General features: G+C 61.6%; 15 protein-coding genes. 1 reads left to right on the forward strand and 14 read right to left on the reverse strand.

Features of this window, described 5'->3' with window-relative positions; translation table 11 throughout:
- Positions 1-3: 3 nt before the first annotated feature.
- The 12 genes from DXD48_RS01825 to DXD48_RS01880 all read right to left on the reverse strand — a co-directional run bounded on the left by DXD48_RS01825 (position 4) and on the right by DXD48_RS01880 (position 11738).
- Entirely contained in the window at positions 4-1158 is a 1155-nt protein-coding gene (locus DXD48_RS01825) for a cation diffusion facilitator family transporter (protein ID WP_233514953.1), read from the reverse strand.
- Between the two features lie 150 nt (positions 1159-1308).
- Positions 1309-2523, reverse strand: coding sequence for a PTS transporter subunit EIIC (locus DXD48_RS01830; protein ID WP_147324128.1), 1215 nt, complete (start codon positions 2521-2523; stop codon positions 1309-1311).
- 40 nt (positions 2524-2563) lie between these two features.
- Positions 2564-4288, reverse strand: a complete 1725-nt coding sequence (accD, locus tag DXD48_RS01835) for an acetyl-CoA carboxylase, carboxyltransferase subunit beta (RefSeq protein WP_117563761.1) — start codon at positions 4286-4288, stop codon at positions 2564-2566.
- Entirely contained in the window at positions 4275-5618 is a 1344-nt protein-coding gene (locus DXD48_RS01840; RefSeq protein ID WP_117563762.1) for an acetyl/propionyl/methylcrotonyl-CoA carboxylase subunit alpha, read from the reverse strand. The genes accD and DXD48_RS01840 overlap by 14 nt, the downstream gene beginning before the upstream one ends.
- Positions 5619-5628: 10 nt before the next feature.
- Entirely contained in the window at positions 5629-6051 is a 423-nt protein-coding gene (gene fabZ / locus DXD48_RS01845) for a 3-hydroxyacyl-ACP dehydratase FabZ (RefSeq protein ID WP_117563763.1), read from the reverse strand.
- 9 nt (positions 6052-6060) lie between these two features.
- Complete coding sequence (accB, locus tag DXD48_RS01850) at positions 6061-6534, reverse strand: acetyl-CoA carboxylase biotin carboxyl carrier protein (protein WP_117563764.1); 474 nt, start codon at positions 6532-6534, stop codon at positions 6061-6063.
- Between the two features lie 3 nt (positions 6535-6537).
- Positions 6538-7785 carry a beta-ketoacyl-ACP synthase II gene (gene fabF, locus DXD48_RS01855; RefSeq protein ID WP_117563765.1) on the reverse strand — a complete coding sequence of 416 codons (1248 nt, stop codon included), beginning with the start codon at positions 7783-7785 and terminating at the stop codon, positions 6538-6540.
- A 39-nt stretch (positions 7786-7824) separates the two neighbouring features.
- On the reverse strand, positions 7825-8598 hold the full coding sequence (gene fabG / locus DXD48_RS01860) for a 3-oxoacyl-[acyl-carrier-protein] reductase (RefSeq protein WP_117563766.1): 774 nt from the start codon (positions 8596-8598) through the stop codon (positions 7825-7827).
- 30 nt (positions 8599-8628) lie between these two features.
- Complete coding sequence (locus DXD48_RS01865) at positions 8629-9555, reverse strand: ACP S-malonyltransferase (protein WP_117563767.1); 927 nt, start codon at positions 9553-9555, stop codon at positions 8629-8631.
- Positions 9543-10487: an enoyl-[acyl-carrier-protein] reductase FabK gene (gene fabK, locus DXD48_RS01870; RefSeq protein WP_117563768.1), complete on the reverse strand. Its 945-nt coding sequence runs from the start codon at positions 10485-10487 to the stop codon at positions 9543-9545. Before fabK ends, DXD48_RS01865 begins: the two co-directional genes overlap by 13 nt.
- Positions 10488-10489: 2 nt before the next feature.
- Positions 10490-10726, reverse strand: coding sequence for an acyl carrier protein (locus DXD48_RS01875; RefSeq protein WP_006235019.1), 237 nt, complete (start codon positions 10724-10726; stop codon positions 10490-10492).
- A 52-nt stretch (positions 10727-10778) separates the two neighbouring features.
- A complete protein-coding gene (locus DXD48_RS01880; protein WP_117563769.1) occupies positions 10779-11738 on the reverse strand; it encodes a beta-ketoacyl-ACP synthase III in 960 nt (319 codons plus the stop codon).
- A gap of 174 nt (positions 11739-11912) precedes the next feature.
- On the opposite strand from DXD48_RS01880, the gene DXD48_RS01885 reads away from it, so the two are divergent.
- The gene (locus tag DXD48_RS01885; RefSeq protein ID WP_117563770.1) at positions 11913-12689 is read left to right on the forward strand and encodes a biotin--[acetyl-CoA-carboxylase] ligase; all 777 of its coding nucleotides are present in this window, start codon (positions 11913-11915) and stop codon (positions 12687-12689) included.
- Between the two features lie 116 nt (positions 12690-12805).
- Here the strand turns inward: DXD48_RS01885 and rpsJ are convergent, their stop codons facing one another.
- Entirely contained in the window at positions 12806-13114 is a 309-nt protein-coding gene (rpsJ, locus tag DXD48_RS01890) for a 30S ribosomal protein S10 (protein WP_022094184.1), read from the reverse strand.
- A 61-nt stretch (positions 13115-13175) separates the two neighbouring features.
- A complete protein-coding gene (gene fusA / locus DXD48_RS01895) occupies positions 13176-15275 on the reverse strand; it encodes an elongation factor G (RefSeq protein ID WP_022094183.1) in 2100 nt (699 codons plus the stop codon).
- Positions 15276-15289 lie beyond the last annotated feature (14 nt).

Here is a 15289-nt window from a genome sequence, read left to right on the forward strand (position 1 = left end):
GCCTTACTCGTGGGTATGCCCTACGTAGTCTTCGTCGATCGTGATCTTGGCAATCGACTTGGGATATTCCGATTCGACCCGTTGTGCCAGCGCGTGCTTTAAGTCTTCGGCACTCATCTGCAGATCCGAGGGTCGCACGCAGTCAAAAATCACATTGGTGTGCGTGGGGCCCGGTACGCAACGCAAGTCGTGAATCGAAAGGCGGCTATCAATCTCCTGGGCCATGGCGTTAATGCGTAAACGCATGCTCGCCACCTTGGGATCGTCGGTCACGATGGGGTCGTAATGGAGCGTGACAATCATGCCGTCTTCGTTCCTAAACGCCTGCTCAATATTGTCGAGCGTGTCGTGACTTTCCAGCGGGCTGACCTCGGCTGCCATCTCGGCGTGAGCGCTTGCGAACTTCCTGCCCGGGCCGTAGTCGTGAACCATCAAATCGTGAACGCCCAAAACGCCGGGGTAGCTCATGATCTTGTCTCGAATGTGCTTGACCAGCTTAGGATCGGGCGTCTGGCCCAAAAGCGGGCTCACCGTATCCTGGATGAGTTCAAAACCGCTCCAGCCAATATAGGCGCCAACGGCAAGGCCGACCCATGCATCAAGATTGATATGCGTCACCTGCGAAACAATCGCGCACGCCAGCACGGCGCCCGTAGCAAGAACATCGTTCTTTGAGTCCTGAGCGGTCGCACGCAGCGTCTCGGACTCAATGCGGTCACCGAGCTTTTGGTTGAGGGCCGCCATCCACAGCTTTACGACCATCGAAAGCACTAGAACTGCCACCAGGGCAAGCGAGAACTCGACAGGTTCGGGGTGGATGATGCGCTCAACCGAGGACTTCACCAGCTCAACGCCAATCAGCAGCACGAGCGCCGCCACGACCAGACCCGAGAGATACTCGTAGCGGCCATGTCCGTAAGGATGCTCGGGGTCGGCCGGCTTGCTCGCCAGCCTAAAGCCCAGCACGCTCACGATATTCGAGCTGGCATCGGACAGGTTGTTCATGGCATCCGCCACGATCGAAACCGATCCCGACAGCACGCCAATTACGCCCTTCGCAGCACAAAGCGCAACATTGGCGAGAATACACACCACGCCCGTCAACGTGCCCACGCGCGCACGGTCGCCCTGCGCACGACGAACAATCCACTCGACCATCCTCATCAGTCCCCACGGTACTACCTATATATCTATTGCTCAAACGGATTGTAGTGTAGCCACTTTGTCCTCCAGATACAAAAAGGCCGCAGCCCACACGGGCCGCAGCCTTGGAATATGACAAAGGAATCGTCCTTTTGTCGCACAGATTTATGCGCTTGCTTCAGCAGCGCTCGCCACTGTTTCGAGCGAATCAGCTCCGTCCCCCGTCGTCTGCCCCTTCGCCGGCACCACGCCAAAGCAGTAGCTCAGCGCCGCAGACACCGCAAATGCCACACCGCCGGCAGCACAGCACCACAGCAGGTTCGAGATGCCGCCCGTGGCAAAGCCAATGACCATGAGGACATTCGTCATGCCGATGGTATAGGCCGTAACGTGGCCCACGGCCGCAACAAGGCCTCCGACGGCACCGCCAATGGCCATGCACGTCAGACACCTGCCATATTTAAAGCCGCAACCGTACAGCGCCGGCTCGCTTACGCCGCCAAGAACACCCGAGATTGAATAGCCCAGCATGAGCGCCTTCTCGTCCTTATCCGCAACGCGAAGCGACGCGCCAAAAGGCATGCCCCAAACGGCGAACGTCGCCATCGTCGCGGCAATCAGGATGCACGAATCCGTTCCCACACTCATAAACTGCGCGTACGCAAGCGATAGGACAACGTTGCTGATACCCGCGATCTTAAGAAACTCCCAACCCGCGGCAAGCCCCATGAGCGTGAGCAGCGACACGATGCCACCGGAATTGCCAAGCATAAACATAAGCTGGCCCAACAGCATGCCCAGATAGCTGCCCGCCGGCGCTGTAATACACAGCGAAACCGGAACCATGACGAGCATGGTTGCAAACGGAACGAACGAAAATGCCACGGCCTTAGGGATAACTCGATGAAAGAAACACTCCACTCGCCATAGCACGGGCACCGAGATGAGGACCGGAATAACAGTCGTCGTGTAATCGTTGACCGGCGCGGGAAGCAGACCATACACGGAAGTCATCGATGCCCCCGCCGTCGATGCGGCATCGACGAGCTTAAGCAGATCGGGCGCAATCAATACGCCGCCCAGCATCATGCCCAGTTGTTCCGAGCAACCGAGCTGGCGGGCAGCCGCCCAACCAAGATAGATGGGCAAAAAGTAGTAACCGGCGTTATAGAGCCAACTGTAGAACAGGCGATAGATTTCGGAATCGGCAGGCCACAGGCCCAGCATGCCTTCGCCCATAATGACGGCGACGGTGCGGAACAACGCCGCGCAGACAATAAAGGGCAGCGCCGACATCATGCTTTTGGACAGATAGTCCACCACGGCCATGGCGTTTGATGAAACCGTCGTTGTAAACGAGGTGTTAGAAACTTGTGACATGGAACGCCTTTCCCAATGTGACATGCGGACTGCCCCTTTGTCACATCGTGCGGTACTGACCGATTGCGCGGTACTTTTCGTAGCGGAGGTTTGTGAGGGTCGCGTCGTCGAGCTGCCCAAGCGTATCGAAGGCATCAAATGCCGAGGACATGACGGCACCGGCGATCTCCTCATGCGACAGGCCCCTATCGTCAACAATGCCGTCGATGATGCCGAGCGCCAACAGATCGGGGGCCGTGAGCTTAAGCGCCTCAGCGGCCTCATTCGCGCGGTCGGTATCCTTCCACAGGATCGACGCACAGGCCTCGGGGCTCACGACCGAATAGGCCGAGCTCGAGAGCATCAGGATGCGGTCGGCCACGGATAGCGCCAGCGCGCCACCAGAGCCGCCCTCGCCTGTCACCACCGAGACAATCGGCGTCTTAAGGCCGCTCATCTCCATGAGATTCTGGGCAATCGCCTCGCCCTGGCCGCGTTCCTCGGCACCGATGCCGCAAAACGCGCCCGAAGTATCGACCAGGCACAGAACCGGTCGACCAAACTTTTCGGCCTGGCGCATAAGGCGACGCGCTTTGCGGTAGCCCTCGGGATGTGCCATACCAAAGTTGCGACGCATGCGCTCTTTGGTCGTGGTGCCGCGTTCGATGGCGATGACCGTTACGGGGCATCCGTCTTTCCAGCCAATGCCAGCCACCACAGCAGCGTCGTCGCCAAAGTAGCGGTCGCCGTGCAGCTCCACAAATCCATCCAGGCCCAGCGAGATCATCTCGCCTGCCGTGGCGCGATCTGCCGAGCGGGTCTGCTTAACAATCTCGAGCGCGGTTTTTGGTGCGGCCGAGCGCTTGAACAAGTGTCCCAACTTTTTGCCGCGGCGACCCGTATGCACGATCTCATGCGGTGCCCCCAGGCCGGGCGCGTGCCCTTCGTGCAGCGCCAACAGCTCGCCTACCGTGAGCGCAATCTCGCCACGCGGAACAACGGCATCGCAAAAGCCGTGCTCCAGCAAAAACTCGGAGCGCTGGAATCCCTTGGGCAGGCGCTTGTGCATGTTCTGCTCGATCACGCGCGGGCCGGCAAATGCCGTCAGGGCATCCGGCTCTGCCAGGATAATGTCGCCCTCCATGGCAAAGCTCGCGGTTACGCCTCCGGTCGTGGGGTCGGTGAGCACCGTGATATACAGGCCGCCCACCTCGCTGTGGCGCCTAACTGCCGCAGAAATCTTGGCCATCTGCATAAGCGATGTCACGCCCTCTTGCATGCGCGCACCGCCCGAAACGGTAAAGCCGACAACTGGCAATCCCAGCTCGGTCGCATGCTCAAATGTGCGACAGATCTTCTCGCCCACCACGGAACCCATCGAGCCCATCATAAAGTTGGCATCCATAAAGAAGAGCGCGGTATCGCAACCGCAGATTTTGCCCCTGCCGCACACAACGGCATCGCGCTCGCCCGAACGCTCGCTCACGCTCTTAAGCTTGTCGGCATAACCGGGAAACGAGAGGAAGTCCTCCGACGCCAGATTAGCATCCCATTCCTCAAACGTGCCCTCGTCGACCGTCATGCGCATACGGTCGCGCCCGCTCACGCGAAAGTGCTTGCCGCAACGAGGGCAGACCTCGAGGTTGTCGTGCAGGCGCGCCTCATCGATCACACGGCGGCACTCCGGGCACTTGATAAACACGTGGCGCGCGGGAAACTCGGCGCACGACTCGGTCATCGGCCCCTCGAGGACGTTGACCGTCTTCGCTTTTCTATTCATCAGCATAGAGATGCCCCATCAGATCGGTGTGATACATGCCCGACAAGAACTCGTCGTTTGCCAGCACGTCGAGCTGAAGCTCGCTGTTTTCGCTCACGCCCTCGATCACGAGCTCGCCCAGGGCCGAGCGCATCTTGCGAATGGCGCCGTCACGCGTGGGCGCACACACGATGAGCTTGCCGAGCATGGAGTCGTAGTACGGCGGAACGTTCGCACCGGTAAACATGGCGGAATCCCAGCGCACGCGCGGACCACCCGGCACACGCAATGCGGTGACCGTTCCGCATGACGGCAGAAAGTCCGGCGTTTCGGCATTGATGCGGCACTCCATGGCGTGGTTGCGGACCGGTACGTCCTCCTGCTCAAAGGGCAGGGACTGGCCGGCGGCCACGCGCAGCTGCCACTTGACCAAGTCGGTATCGGTCACAAACTCCGTGACCGGATGCTCAACCTGCAGACGCGTGTTCATTTCCATGAAGTAGAAATTGCCGTCGTCCGAATACAGGAACTCGATGGTGCCGGCGCCCTCATAGCCAACGGCACGAGCCAGGTCGCGCGCGGCCTTGTGCATGCGCGCGCGAATGTCGTCGTGTCCGTCGAGGCACGGCGCGGGGCTCTCCTCGATCAGCTTTTGGTTGCGACGCTGTACCGAGCACTCGCGCTCGCCGAGCGAAAACACATGGCCCTGCTTATCGGCCATAATCTGCACCTCGACATGGTGCGCCGGCGCGACGAACTTCTCCATGTAGCACTCACCGTCGCCAAAAACGGCCTCGCCCTCGGCACGCGCTTCGATAAACGCTTTTGCCGCATCTTCCACGCGCTCGACCTTGCGAATGCCGCGACCGCCGCCACCCGCACGCGCCTTGATGAGCACGGGGCAGCCGATGCGCTCGGCCTCGGCCGTCGCCTCCTCGGGGCTTTTGAGCAAATCGCAGCCCGGTACGATGGGCACGCCCGCCGCGGCAGCCGTTCGACGCGCGGCGTCCTTGTCGCCCATGCTGTCGATCACCTCGGCCGAAGGACCGACAAACGTCAGGCCATACTTGTCGCAGTCGCGCACGAAGCTCGCCTTCTCGGAGAAAAAGCCATACCCGGGATGAATTGCCTTGGCGCCCGACTTTACGGCACAGGTGAGCACGGCATCGTCGTTGAGGTAGCTCTCGGCAAGACGCGGGCCGCCGATGCAATACGCCTCGTCGGCAAGCTGCACGTGTAGCGCGTCCGCATCGGCCGTGGAATAAACGGCGACGGTCTTGATGCCCATATCGCGGCACGCGCGGATAACACGGACCGCGACTTCGCCTCGATTGGCGATGAGCACTTTGTCGAACATGAAGCCTTCCTTAACTTTCGTGCATGAGTGCAAAAGACATATCGGCACGGCAGCAAACCTCACCGTTGACGCTCGCAGTACCCGTCGCAAAGCGGAACGGTCCGCGCGCACGCGTGATGGTGCACACCAGATCAACCGTGTCGCCCGGGCGCACCGGACGCTTAAAGCGCACCTTATCGAGACTCGTATAGAACGGCGTCGCGCCGCGTGCCTCCTCATCGCCCATCAGCAGCACGCAGCAGTTCTGGGCGAGCATCTCGCACTGAATCACGCCGGGGACGACCGGGTTTCCCGGAAAATGCCCCTGCAAAAAGTACTCGTCGCCCGTGATCGTGATCTTGCCGTGGGCCTCGTCGCCCACCAGCTCGGCCTCGTCGAGCAAAAGCATCGGTTCGCGATGCGGCAACAGTTCTTTAAGCTCTTCTTTGTTCATGGATATCACCTATCCGATCCTCATAAGGCAACTGCCGAACTCCACGAGGTCGCCGTCGGCCACGCAGATCTCGAGCACCTCGCCGTCTGCCTCGGCCGTCACCTCGTTGAGAACCTTCATGGCCTCGATGATGCAGAGGGTCTCACCGGCCTTGACCTTGGAGCCCACGTGCACAAACGGCTCGTCGCCCGGCGCCGGGGCAGCATAGAAAACGCCGACCATGGGAGCGGTCACCTCGGTGCCCTTGGGCTCCGGTGCGGCGGCAGGCGCCTGCGCGGCGGGCTCCGGTGCGGCAGGCGCGACTGTGGGAGCTGCAACTTGAGCGGCCACGGCACCCGGCATAGGCACGGGCACGGCAACCGGCTGCGCGGCACTCGCGCGCTCGAGTTCGACCGCGGTGCCATCGGGCTCCTCAACACGTACGCGCGTAAGGCCGCGGTCCTCCATCACATCGGCTATCTCGGCAAGTCTTTTGGAATCCATGCTCTAGCTCCTCGTATATCTACGCAGCGCGATGGCGGCGTTGTGCCCGCCAAAGCCCAGGTTGGTCGAAAGCGCCCAGGTAAGGTCGGCGCGAACCGCTCGATTAGGCGTGTAATCAAGATCGCAGGCGGGATCGGGCGTGTGGTAGTTAATGGTCGGGGGCACCACGCCCTGCTCGAGCGCCATGGCACAGGCCATGACCTCGATGGCACCCGTGGCACCGATCATGTGCCCGGTCATCGACTTGGTCGACGAGACGTGCGCGGCGCGTGCCGCGTCCTCGCCGAGCGCCCGCTTAATGCCTGTCGTCTCGGACGAATCGTTGAGCTTGGTCGAGGTGCCGTGGGCGTTGATGTAGAGACCCTCGGAAGGCTTGACGTCGCCCTCGGCTACCGCCAGCGATATCGCACGGGCAATGCCGGCGGCATCGGGGTCGGGGCTCGTAATGTGATAGGCATCATCGGTGTTGCCGTAGCCCACGACCTCGGCATAAATGTGCGCACCGCGCGCCTGCGCATGCTCCATGCTCTCGAGTACCAGCACGCAGGCGCCCTCACCCATCACAAAGCCATCGCGGTCTGCGTCGAACGGGCGGCAGGCCGTCGCGGGATCGGGGTTGGTGGTCAATGCGCGGCAGGACGTAAAGCCTGCAACAGCATCGGGGATAATGGCCGCCTCGGCACCGCCCGCGAGGATCGCGTCGGCATAGCCGTGCTTGATAGCACGGAACGCCTCGCCCACCGCATGGGCCGAGGTCGCGCACGCAGTCACGACTGGCAGGGTCGGTCCCTTTGCCTTGTGACGGATTGCGATATTGCCCGATGCCATGTTGGGGATCATCATCGCGATCATGTAAGGCGATGCGCGGCGGGGCCCACGGTCGGCAATCGTATGGACGTTGTCGACGAGCGTCTGCATGCCGCCCACGCCCGACCCCACGTAAACGCCCAGGCGCTCGCGATCGATGGCGCCTTCGGCATCAAAGCCCGCATCGTGCATGGCCTCGTCCGAAGCCACCAGCGCAAACTGAACGCAGGGATCGAGATGCTTGGCGTCACGCTTGCCAAAGTACTCGTTGCCGTCAAAGCCCTTGACTTCGGCCGCCACCTTGACGGTAAACGCATCGGTATCGAAGTGCGTGATCGGGCCGATGCCACAGGTCCCGGCGCACATGGCCGCCCAGGTGGCAAGCGCGGTGTTGCCGAGCGGCGATACGGCACCGATGCCGGTGATTGCAACTCTCTGTTCCATCATGGTCTCCTCATCCAAGCCGTTCTTCGGCCCTGGTTTCTACATCGCCATTCCGCCGTCGACGCGCACGACCTCGCCCGTAATGTAGGCAGCCGCATCACTCGCTAAAAAGCGCACCACGCCGGCCACTTCCTCGGGGCGTGCCATGCGCTTAAGGGGAATCTGTTCCTCGGTTGCCGTACGCACCTTCTCCGAGAGCTTTGCCGTCATATCTGTCTCGACAAACCCGGGGGCGACCGCGTTCGCTCGTACGCCACGAGGCGCAAGCTCGCGCGCCACCGCCTTGGTAAGCCCTATCACGCCCGCCTTGGAAGCAGCGTAGTTGGCTTGCCCGGCATTGCCCATCAGGCCCACGACCGAGCTCATGTTGACGACGCAACCGCCGCGCTGGCGCATAAAGGTCTTGGTGAGCGCGCGCGTCATATTGAATGTTCCCTTGAGATTGACATCGAGCACGCGATCGAATGCGTCATCGCCCATGCGCATGAGCAGGCCATCGCGGGTGATGCCGGCATTGTTGACGAGCGCCCAAATGGAACCAAAGTCGTTGAGGACCGCTTCCACACACGCGTTGACGGCAGCGGGATCGGCCACGTCGCATTGATATGCGCGTGCCGTGGCGCCAACCGCCTCACAGGCTTCGCACGTCTCGCGCGCCGCATCGACGCTGCCGGCATAGACGACGGCGATATCAAAGCCGTCCTCCGCCAGACCGACAGCGCAGGCGCGGCCGATACCCCGCGAGCCGCCCGTGACCAGTGCCACGCGACGTGAGTCGTTGCGCTCGAGCGCGCCGTTGTTCAAGTTGCCCATGTCATTCCTTTCGGGTTACAGCCCTGTGGACTATGCGAGCTCGTCGGCAATAGCTGCGACCTGCTCGGCCGTTTCGCACGAATACACGCGAACGTCGCTCAGCGTACGCTTGGCCAGGCCCGACAGCGTTTTGCCAGGGCCGACCTCAATAAACGTGTCGATGCCCTGATTCTGCAGAGCATGCAGCGTGTCGACCCAACGAACGGCATGACTCACCTGATTGGCCAAGACATCCGATGCCGCTCGCGGGTCCGCCGGATAGGGCGCCGCCGTCATGTTTGCCATGACCGGAATCAGCAGCGGTGACGGCGCGTGGCCGGCTTGGATATACGTCGCCAGCCCCTCAGTCGCCTCGGCCATATAGGGGCTATGAAATGCGCCCGACACCGCGACTTTCATAGCGCGGCCGCCAGCCTCTTTTACTAGGACGTCGAGCTCCTGCAGCGCCTCGGGCGGTCCGGCAACAACCGTCTGCTGCGGACTGTTGTAGTTGACCGGCCAGCAGTCCTCGCCGCCCTGTTTTGCCAGGTTCTCGACTTGCGCCGCATCGAGCTTGATGACGGCGCGCATGCCGCCCGGATGGCGCTCGGCAGCCGCGGCCATCAGCGCCGCGCGCTCGCACACGAGCTCAAAGCCCGCTCGCGTATCGAACGCCCCCGCAAAGGTGAGCGCGGCGACCTCGCCAAGCGAAAAACCCGCACAGGCGGCAGGTACCACGCCGCGCTCACGCAGGGCGGCAGCCGCTGCCAGATCGTGAACGAACACGCACGGCTGCGTGTTCTCGGTCTGCGAGAGCTCCTCCTTGGAGGCGCTTCGGCACTGCTCACTGGTCCCCGGGCGCACCTCGTCGGCAATGGCGAACACCTCGGCGGCGGCCGGCGATGCCTCGATCAGGTCGACGCCCATCGCGGGGTGCTGGGCGCCCTGGCCGGCAAACAGAAACGCTACGCCACCCATGCGCACGCACCCTTCAGGACGTGCTCGGCGCCATCGACCAGGTCGTCAACGATTTCACGTGCACTTTGGCGCTCGTTGACCATGCCGGCAATCTGTCCACACAAAAACGAGCCCTCTTCGTAATTGCCGTCCTTGGCGGCCTTGCGAAGGGCGCCCGTGCCCATGGCCCCGAGCTCCTCGACGCTTACGCCCGCCGCCTCGCTCTTGGCGTAGGCGTTGGTGAAGGGGCTCTTGAGGGCACGCACCGGGTGTCCCGTCGAGCGGCCGGTCGCACGCGTCGAGGTGTCGTTGGCCTTCAGGACCATCTCCTTGTACTGCTCCGATACGGTGCACTCATCTGCGATCAGAAAGCGCGTACCCACCTGCACGCCGGCGGCGCCCAGCATAAAGGCGGCCGCCACGCCGCGGCCATCGGCGATACCGCCAGCCGCAACCACGGGAATATCGACCGCATCGACAACCTGCGGCACCAGTGCCATCGTCGAGGTCTCGCCAATATGGCCGCCTGATTCGGTACCCTCGGCAACCACGGCAGTGGCTCCACGACGCGCCACGAGGCGCGCCAGCGCCACCGAGGCAACGACCGGGATGACCTTGATGCCCGCCTCGTTCCACGCCTTCATGTACTTGGTGGGATTGCCGGCACCCGTCACGACGACCGGCACCCGCTCGTCAATCACGACCCGCGCGACCTCGTCGGCAAACGGGCTCATGAGCATGACGTTGACGCCAAAGGGCTTATCCGTCCTGGCGCGCAGCTCATGAATCTGGTCGCGCAGCCAGTTGGCGTCGGCGTTCATGGCCGCGATAATCCCTAAGCCGCCCGCCTCGGACACTGCGGACGCCAGCGAGGCGTCGGCGATCCAGGCCATACCGCCCTGGAACACGGGCTTTTCGATGCCGAGCAGATCGCAGAGAGGAGTCTTGAGCATCTCTACTTCTCCAATGCCGCCTCGACCGTATCGGCGAACTCGCCGACCGTCTTGGGGTTCTCCTCGGTATCGAGCTGGATGCCAAACTCGTCCTCAACGGCGACGAGGATCTCGACGGTGCCCAGACTGTCGAGACCAATCTCCTCGAGCGTGGACTCGGGCTTCATCTCGACGTCGTCAAGACCGGCGGTCTCGCGGATAACATCGCAAACGCGCTCGAAGGTCTTCTGATCTGCCATGGTAGTTCTCCTTTGTTTGTGCCCTAGGGGCGTTTTTATTTCCTATGTGCAACTACTTCCAACGAAGTAGATAGCCACCTATATCCAGACCGGCGCCAAATCCAACGAGGGTGATGGTGTCGCCCGTGTGAAGTGCACCGGCGTTTGCCAGCCGGTCGAGGGCAAGCGGAATGCATGCGCTCGAAATGTTGCCGGTCTCGCGCAGCGTTCGAACCACGCGCTTGTCTGGCACACCGAGGCGCTTGACCGCCTGACTCAGGATTCGTTCGTTAGCCTGATGGAATACAAAATGGTCGATGTCCTCGACCGAAATGCCCGCATCGCTCGCAAGCTTATGGACCGTGTCGCAAATCGCGTTGACGCCGAACTTGAACACGCGGCGGCCATTCATGGACAGCACGCTCTCGCTATCTGCGGAGGCCTTAAACGGCGAGGTGCCGACCAGACCGGGAACGCACAACGTCTCGACGTCGGGCGCCGTCGAAAGCTCAACGGCAAGGGGGCTGTCTCCCCCAGCCTCAATCACCGCGGCGCCTGCCCCATCGCCAAAGAGCACACAGGTGGCGCGGTCGGTCCAGTCGAGCGCGCGCGTCATCTGCTCGGCGGCAACGACAAGCACATGCTTGGCTCGTCCTCGGGCGATATAGCCCTCGGCAACATCGAGCGCAAATACGAAGCCGGCGCAGGCAGCCGAGACATCGAAGGCAGGGCACGTCGCGCCCAGTCGCTCAGCAACGGCACACGCCTCGGCGGGAACAAGGTGGTCACCCGTCGTCGTCGAGCAGACGATCAAATCCAGCTGGCTCGCGTCGATTCCGGACACCTGGAGTGCCCGCTCGCTCGCCGCTACGGCAAGGTCGTCAAGTGACTCGGTGGTGCATACATGGCGGCTCTTGATACCTGTGCGGGTAAAAATCCACTCATCCGAGGTATCGAGGAACTCGGACAGCTCATCATTGGAAACACTGCGCTTAGGAAGCGCCGAGCCCGTTCCAAGAATCGTGAAACCCATCACTAACCTCCTTTGAGTTGTTGACGTGTTTACATCGACCAAGAGAGGATAGCGCATTTCAGTCGTTGTTAACGTGTTAACATTAAATTGTCCAAATGCGACAAAGGCTTCACATTGTGTCTCTCTCGACACCATTGCGTTATTCACTTATTCATTAAGGAGGTAGCAGCCGTTATGGATGCCAAATTAACGATAGTCGACGTAACCGGATCGACCAACGATGACCTGCTCGAAGCAGGAAAACAGGGAGCGCCGCACGGCACAGGACTTGCCGCCCGGGCTCAGACAGCAGGACGCGGCCGGCGCGGCCACAAGTGGGATTCAACCGCCGGCAACCTATTGCTTTCGATTGTCCTGCGTCCATGCGTTAATCCTGCGAAGTACTCTGGTCTTGCTGCCGTCAGCGGCCTAGCGGTGCTCGAGGCGCTCGAAAAACAGGGTCTTGCAAACGAGATTGGCCTCAAATGGCCCAACGACCTGGTCGCGCGTGGACGCAAACTCGGCGGCATTCTGGTCGAGGCCGCACGCGATAACGAAGGCAAACCTTTCGCCGTCTGTGGCATTGGTGTCAATGTGAACTATGCGCCCCAAGAGGTGCCCGATGGCGGCCTGCCGGCAATCGGTCTCTCGGACCTTAACGAGAACGTTCCAGCTGTCGACATGCTCCTCGATGAGGTCTATCACGCAGTTATAGACGCTATAGATGCCTGGGCAGAACGCCTCAACGCCATGGAAGAAAACACCGGACCGCTCGCGCCCGTCCACGGCGAATATGTCGCTCACCTCAATTGGATTGGAAAGCACGTTATCGCCCGCTCCCTTGCCGGTGACGAGCTGGCGCGAGGCATCTTTAAAACGGTCGATGGCTTTGGTCGTGCGTGCATCGAAACAGAAGACGGCTTGCGATCCTTCCATTTTGAGGAAGCGTCATTGCGCCCCTTGAGTGAGTAGGTCGCCACAGCCAGCCGCTCGGCAGCCTTACCCGGCGATCCAAACCCATCATGCAAAACAAAAGGGCCCCGCTACCGTAACGGCAGCGGGGCCCTTTAAGCTATGAGCGATATCGCTTAGAGCTTGATGTCGATGTCGACGCCAGCGGGGAGGTCGAGACGCATAAGCGAATCAACGGTGCCCGAGGTGGGGTCGAGGATGTCGATGAGGCGCTTGTGGGTGCGCATCTCGAACTGCTCACGGGAGTCCTTGTTCACGTGCGGCGAGCGGATAACCGTGTACAGGTTGCGCTCGGTGGGCAGGGGGACAGGACCGGAAACGCGAGCGCCGGTCTTCTGAGCGGTCTCGACGATGAGCTTCGCGGACTGATCGACGACCTCGTGATCATAGCCCTTGAGGCGAATGCGGATCTTCTGGGTAGCCAACTTAAACCTCCAAAGAGTGCGAGAGATGTTCTCGCAGGATTACGTAACAGGGAGCTCGAACTTAGGCGTTCTTGCTCATGACCTCGTCCACGATGGACTTGGGCGCGGGCTCATAAGAGTCGAACTGCATCGTGTAGGATGCACGGCCCTGGGTCTGGGAGCGAAGGTCGGTAGCGTAACCGAACATCTCGCCCAGCGGCACCTTGGCACGGATGAGCTTGCTGTTCTTGCGATCCTCCATGCCCTCGATCTTGCCGCGGCGACCGGAGAGGTTGCCCATAACGTCGCCCATGTACTGCTCGGGGGTCTCGACCTCGACAGCCATGATCGGCTCGAGCAGCTGCGGATCGGACTTCTTGAGGGCGTCCTTGATAGCCATGGAACCGGCGATCTTGAAGGCGGCCTCGGAGGAGTCGACCTCGTGGTAAGAACCGTCGAACAGGGTGACCTTAACGTCGAGGACCGGGAAGCCGGCGATAACACCGGTGTTCAGGGCCTCCTGGATGCCCTTGTCGATGGACGGGATGTACTCCTTGGGCACGACGCCGCCGACGATAGCGTTGACGAACTCGTAGCCGAAGCCCTCCTCCATCTTCTCGAGCTTGATGACGGCGTGGCCGTACTGACCGCGACCGCCGGACTGACGGACGAACTTGCCCTCAGCCTTCTCGACGTCGTGACCAGCGGTCTCGCGGTAGGCAACCTGGGGCTTACCGACGTTAGCGTCAACCTTGAACTCGCGGAGCAGACGGTCGACGATGATCTCGAGGTGCAGCTCGCCCATGCCGGCGATGATGGTCTGGCCGGTCTCGTGGTTGGTGGACACCTGGAAGGTCGGGTCCTCCTCGGCGAGCTTGGTCAGAGCCAGGGACATCTTGTCCTGCTCGGCCTTGGTCTTGGGCTCGATGGCAACGTCGATAACGGGCTTAGCGAACTCGATCTTCTCGAGGACGATCTCCTTGCCCTCGGCGCACAGGGTGTCACCGGTGGTGGAGTTCTTGAATCCGACGCAAGCGACGATGTCGCCGGCGGCAGCGTCGTCACGGTCGATACGCTCGGCGGCGTTCATCTCGAGGATGCGGCCGAGGCGCTCGCGCTGACCGTTGGAAGCGTTGACAACGTAGGAGCCGGACTCGGCGCGGCCGGAGTAAACGCGGACGTAGGTGAGCTTACCGACGAACGGGTCGGTCATGATCTTGAAGACCAGGCCGGAGAAGGGCTCGTCGAAGGAAGGATGACGCTGGATCTCCTCGCCGGTGTCCGGATCGGTACCGGTGACGGCCTCAACGTCGAGCGGGCTGGGCAGGTAGTCGACGACAGCGTCGAGCAGCTCCTGGACGCCCTTGTTCTTGTAGGCGGAGCCCACGAAGACGAGGTTGAGCTCGTTGGCCAGAACGCCCTTACGCAGAGCAGCCTTGAGCTCCTCGACGGTGAAGTCCTCCTCCATGAGGATCTTCTCCATGAGCTCGTCGTCAAAGCTGGCAGCAGCGTCGAGGAGCTCCTCGCGCTTGGTGGCAGCGATGTCGGCGAACTCAGCCGGGATCTCGTCCATCGGCTCGGGGTAGGTCATGCCCTTCTCGTCGGCCTTGAAGTCCCATGCAGTCATGGTGACCAGGTCGATGACGCCCCAGAAGTTGTCCTCGGCGCCCATCGGGACCTGAGCGGCCACGGCGTTAGCGTCGAGACGATCCTTCATGGTCTCGATAGCGTTGAAGAAGTCAGCGCCCACGCGGTCATACTTGTTGATGAAGGCGATGCGGGGAACGTTGAAGGTAGAAGCCTGACGCCAAACGGTCTCAGACTGGGGCTGAACGCCGGCAACGGCGTCGAAGACGGCGACAGCGCCATCGAGGACGCGCAGGCAGCGCTCGACCTCGGCGGTGAAGTCAACGTGGCCCGGGGTGTCGATGATCTGGATGCGGTAGTCCTTGCCGTCCTTGTTCCAGAAGCAGGTGGTAGCAGCGGAGGTAATGGTTACGCCGCGCTCCTGCTCCTGAACCATCCAGTCCATGGTGGCAGCGCCCTCATGGACCTCACCGATCTTGTGGGTCTTACCGGTGTAGTAAAGAATACGCTCGGTCGTGGTGGTCTTACCGGCATCGATGTGGGCCATGATGCCGATGTTACGGGTATCGGAAAGCTTGTACTTAGGCTTAGCCATGTTAGTTCCTTACC

This window comes from Collinsella sp. TM05-37, assembly GCF_003436455.1.
In the GTDB taxonomy this organism is placed as follows: domain Bacteria; phylum Actinomycetota; class Coriobacteriia; order Coriobacteriales; family Coriobacteriaceae; genus Collinsella.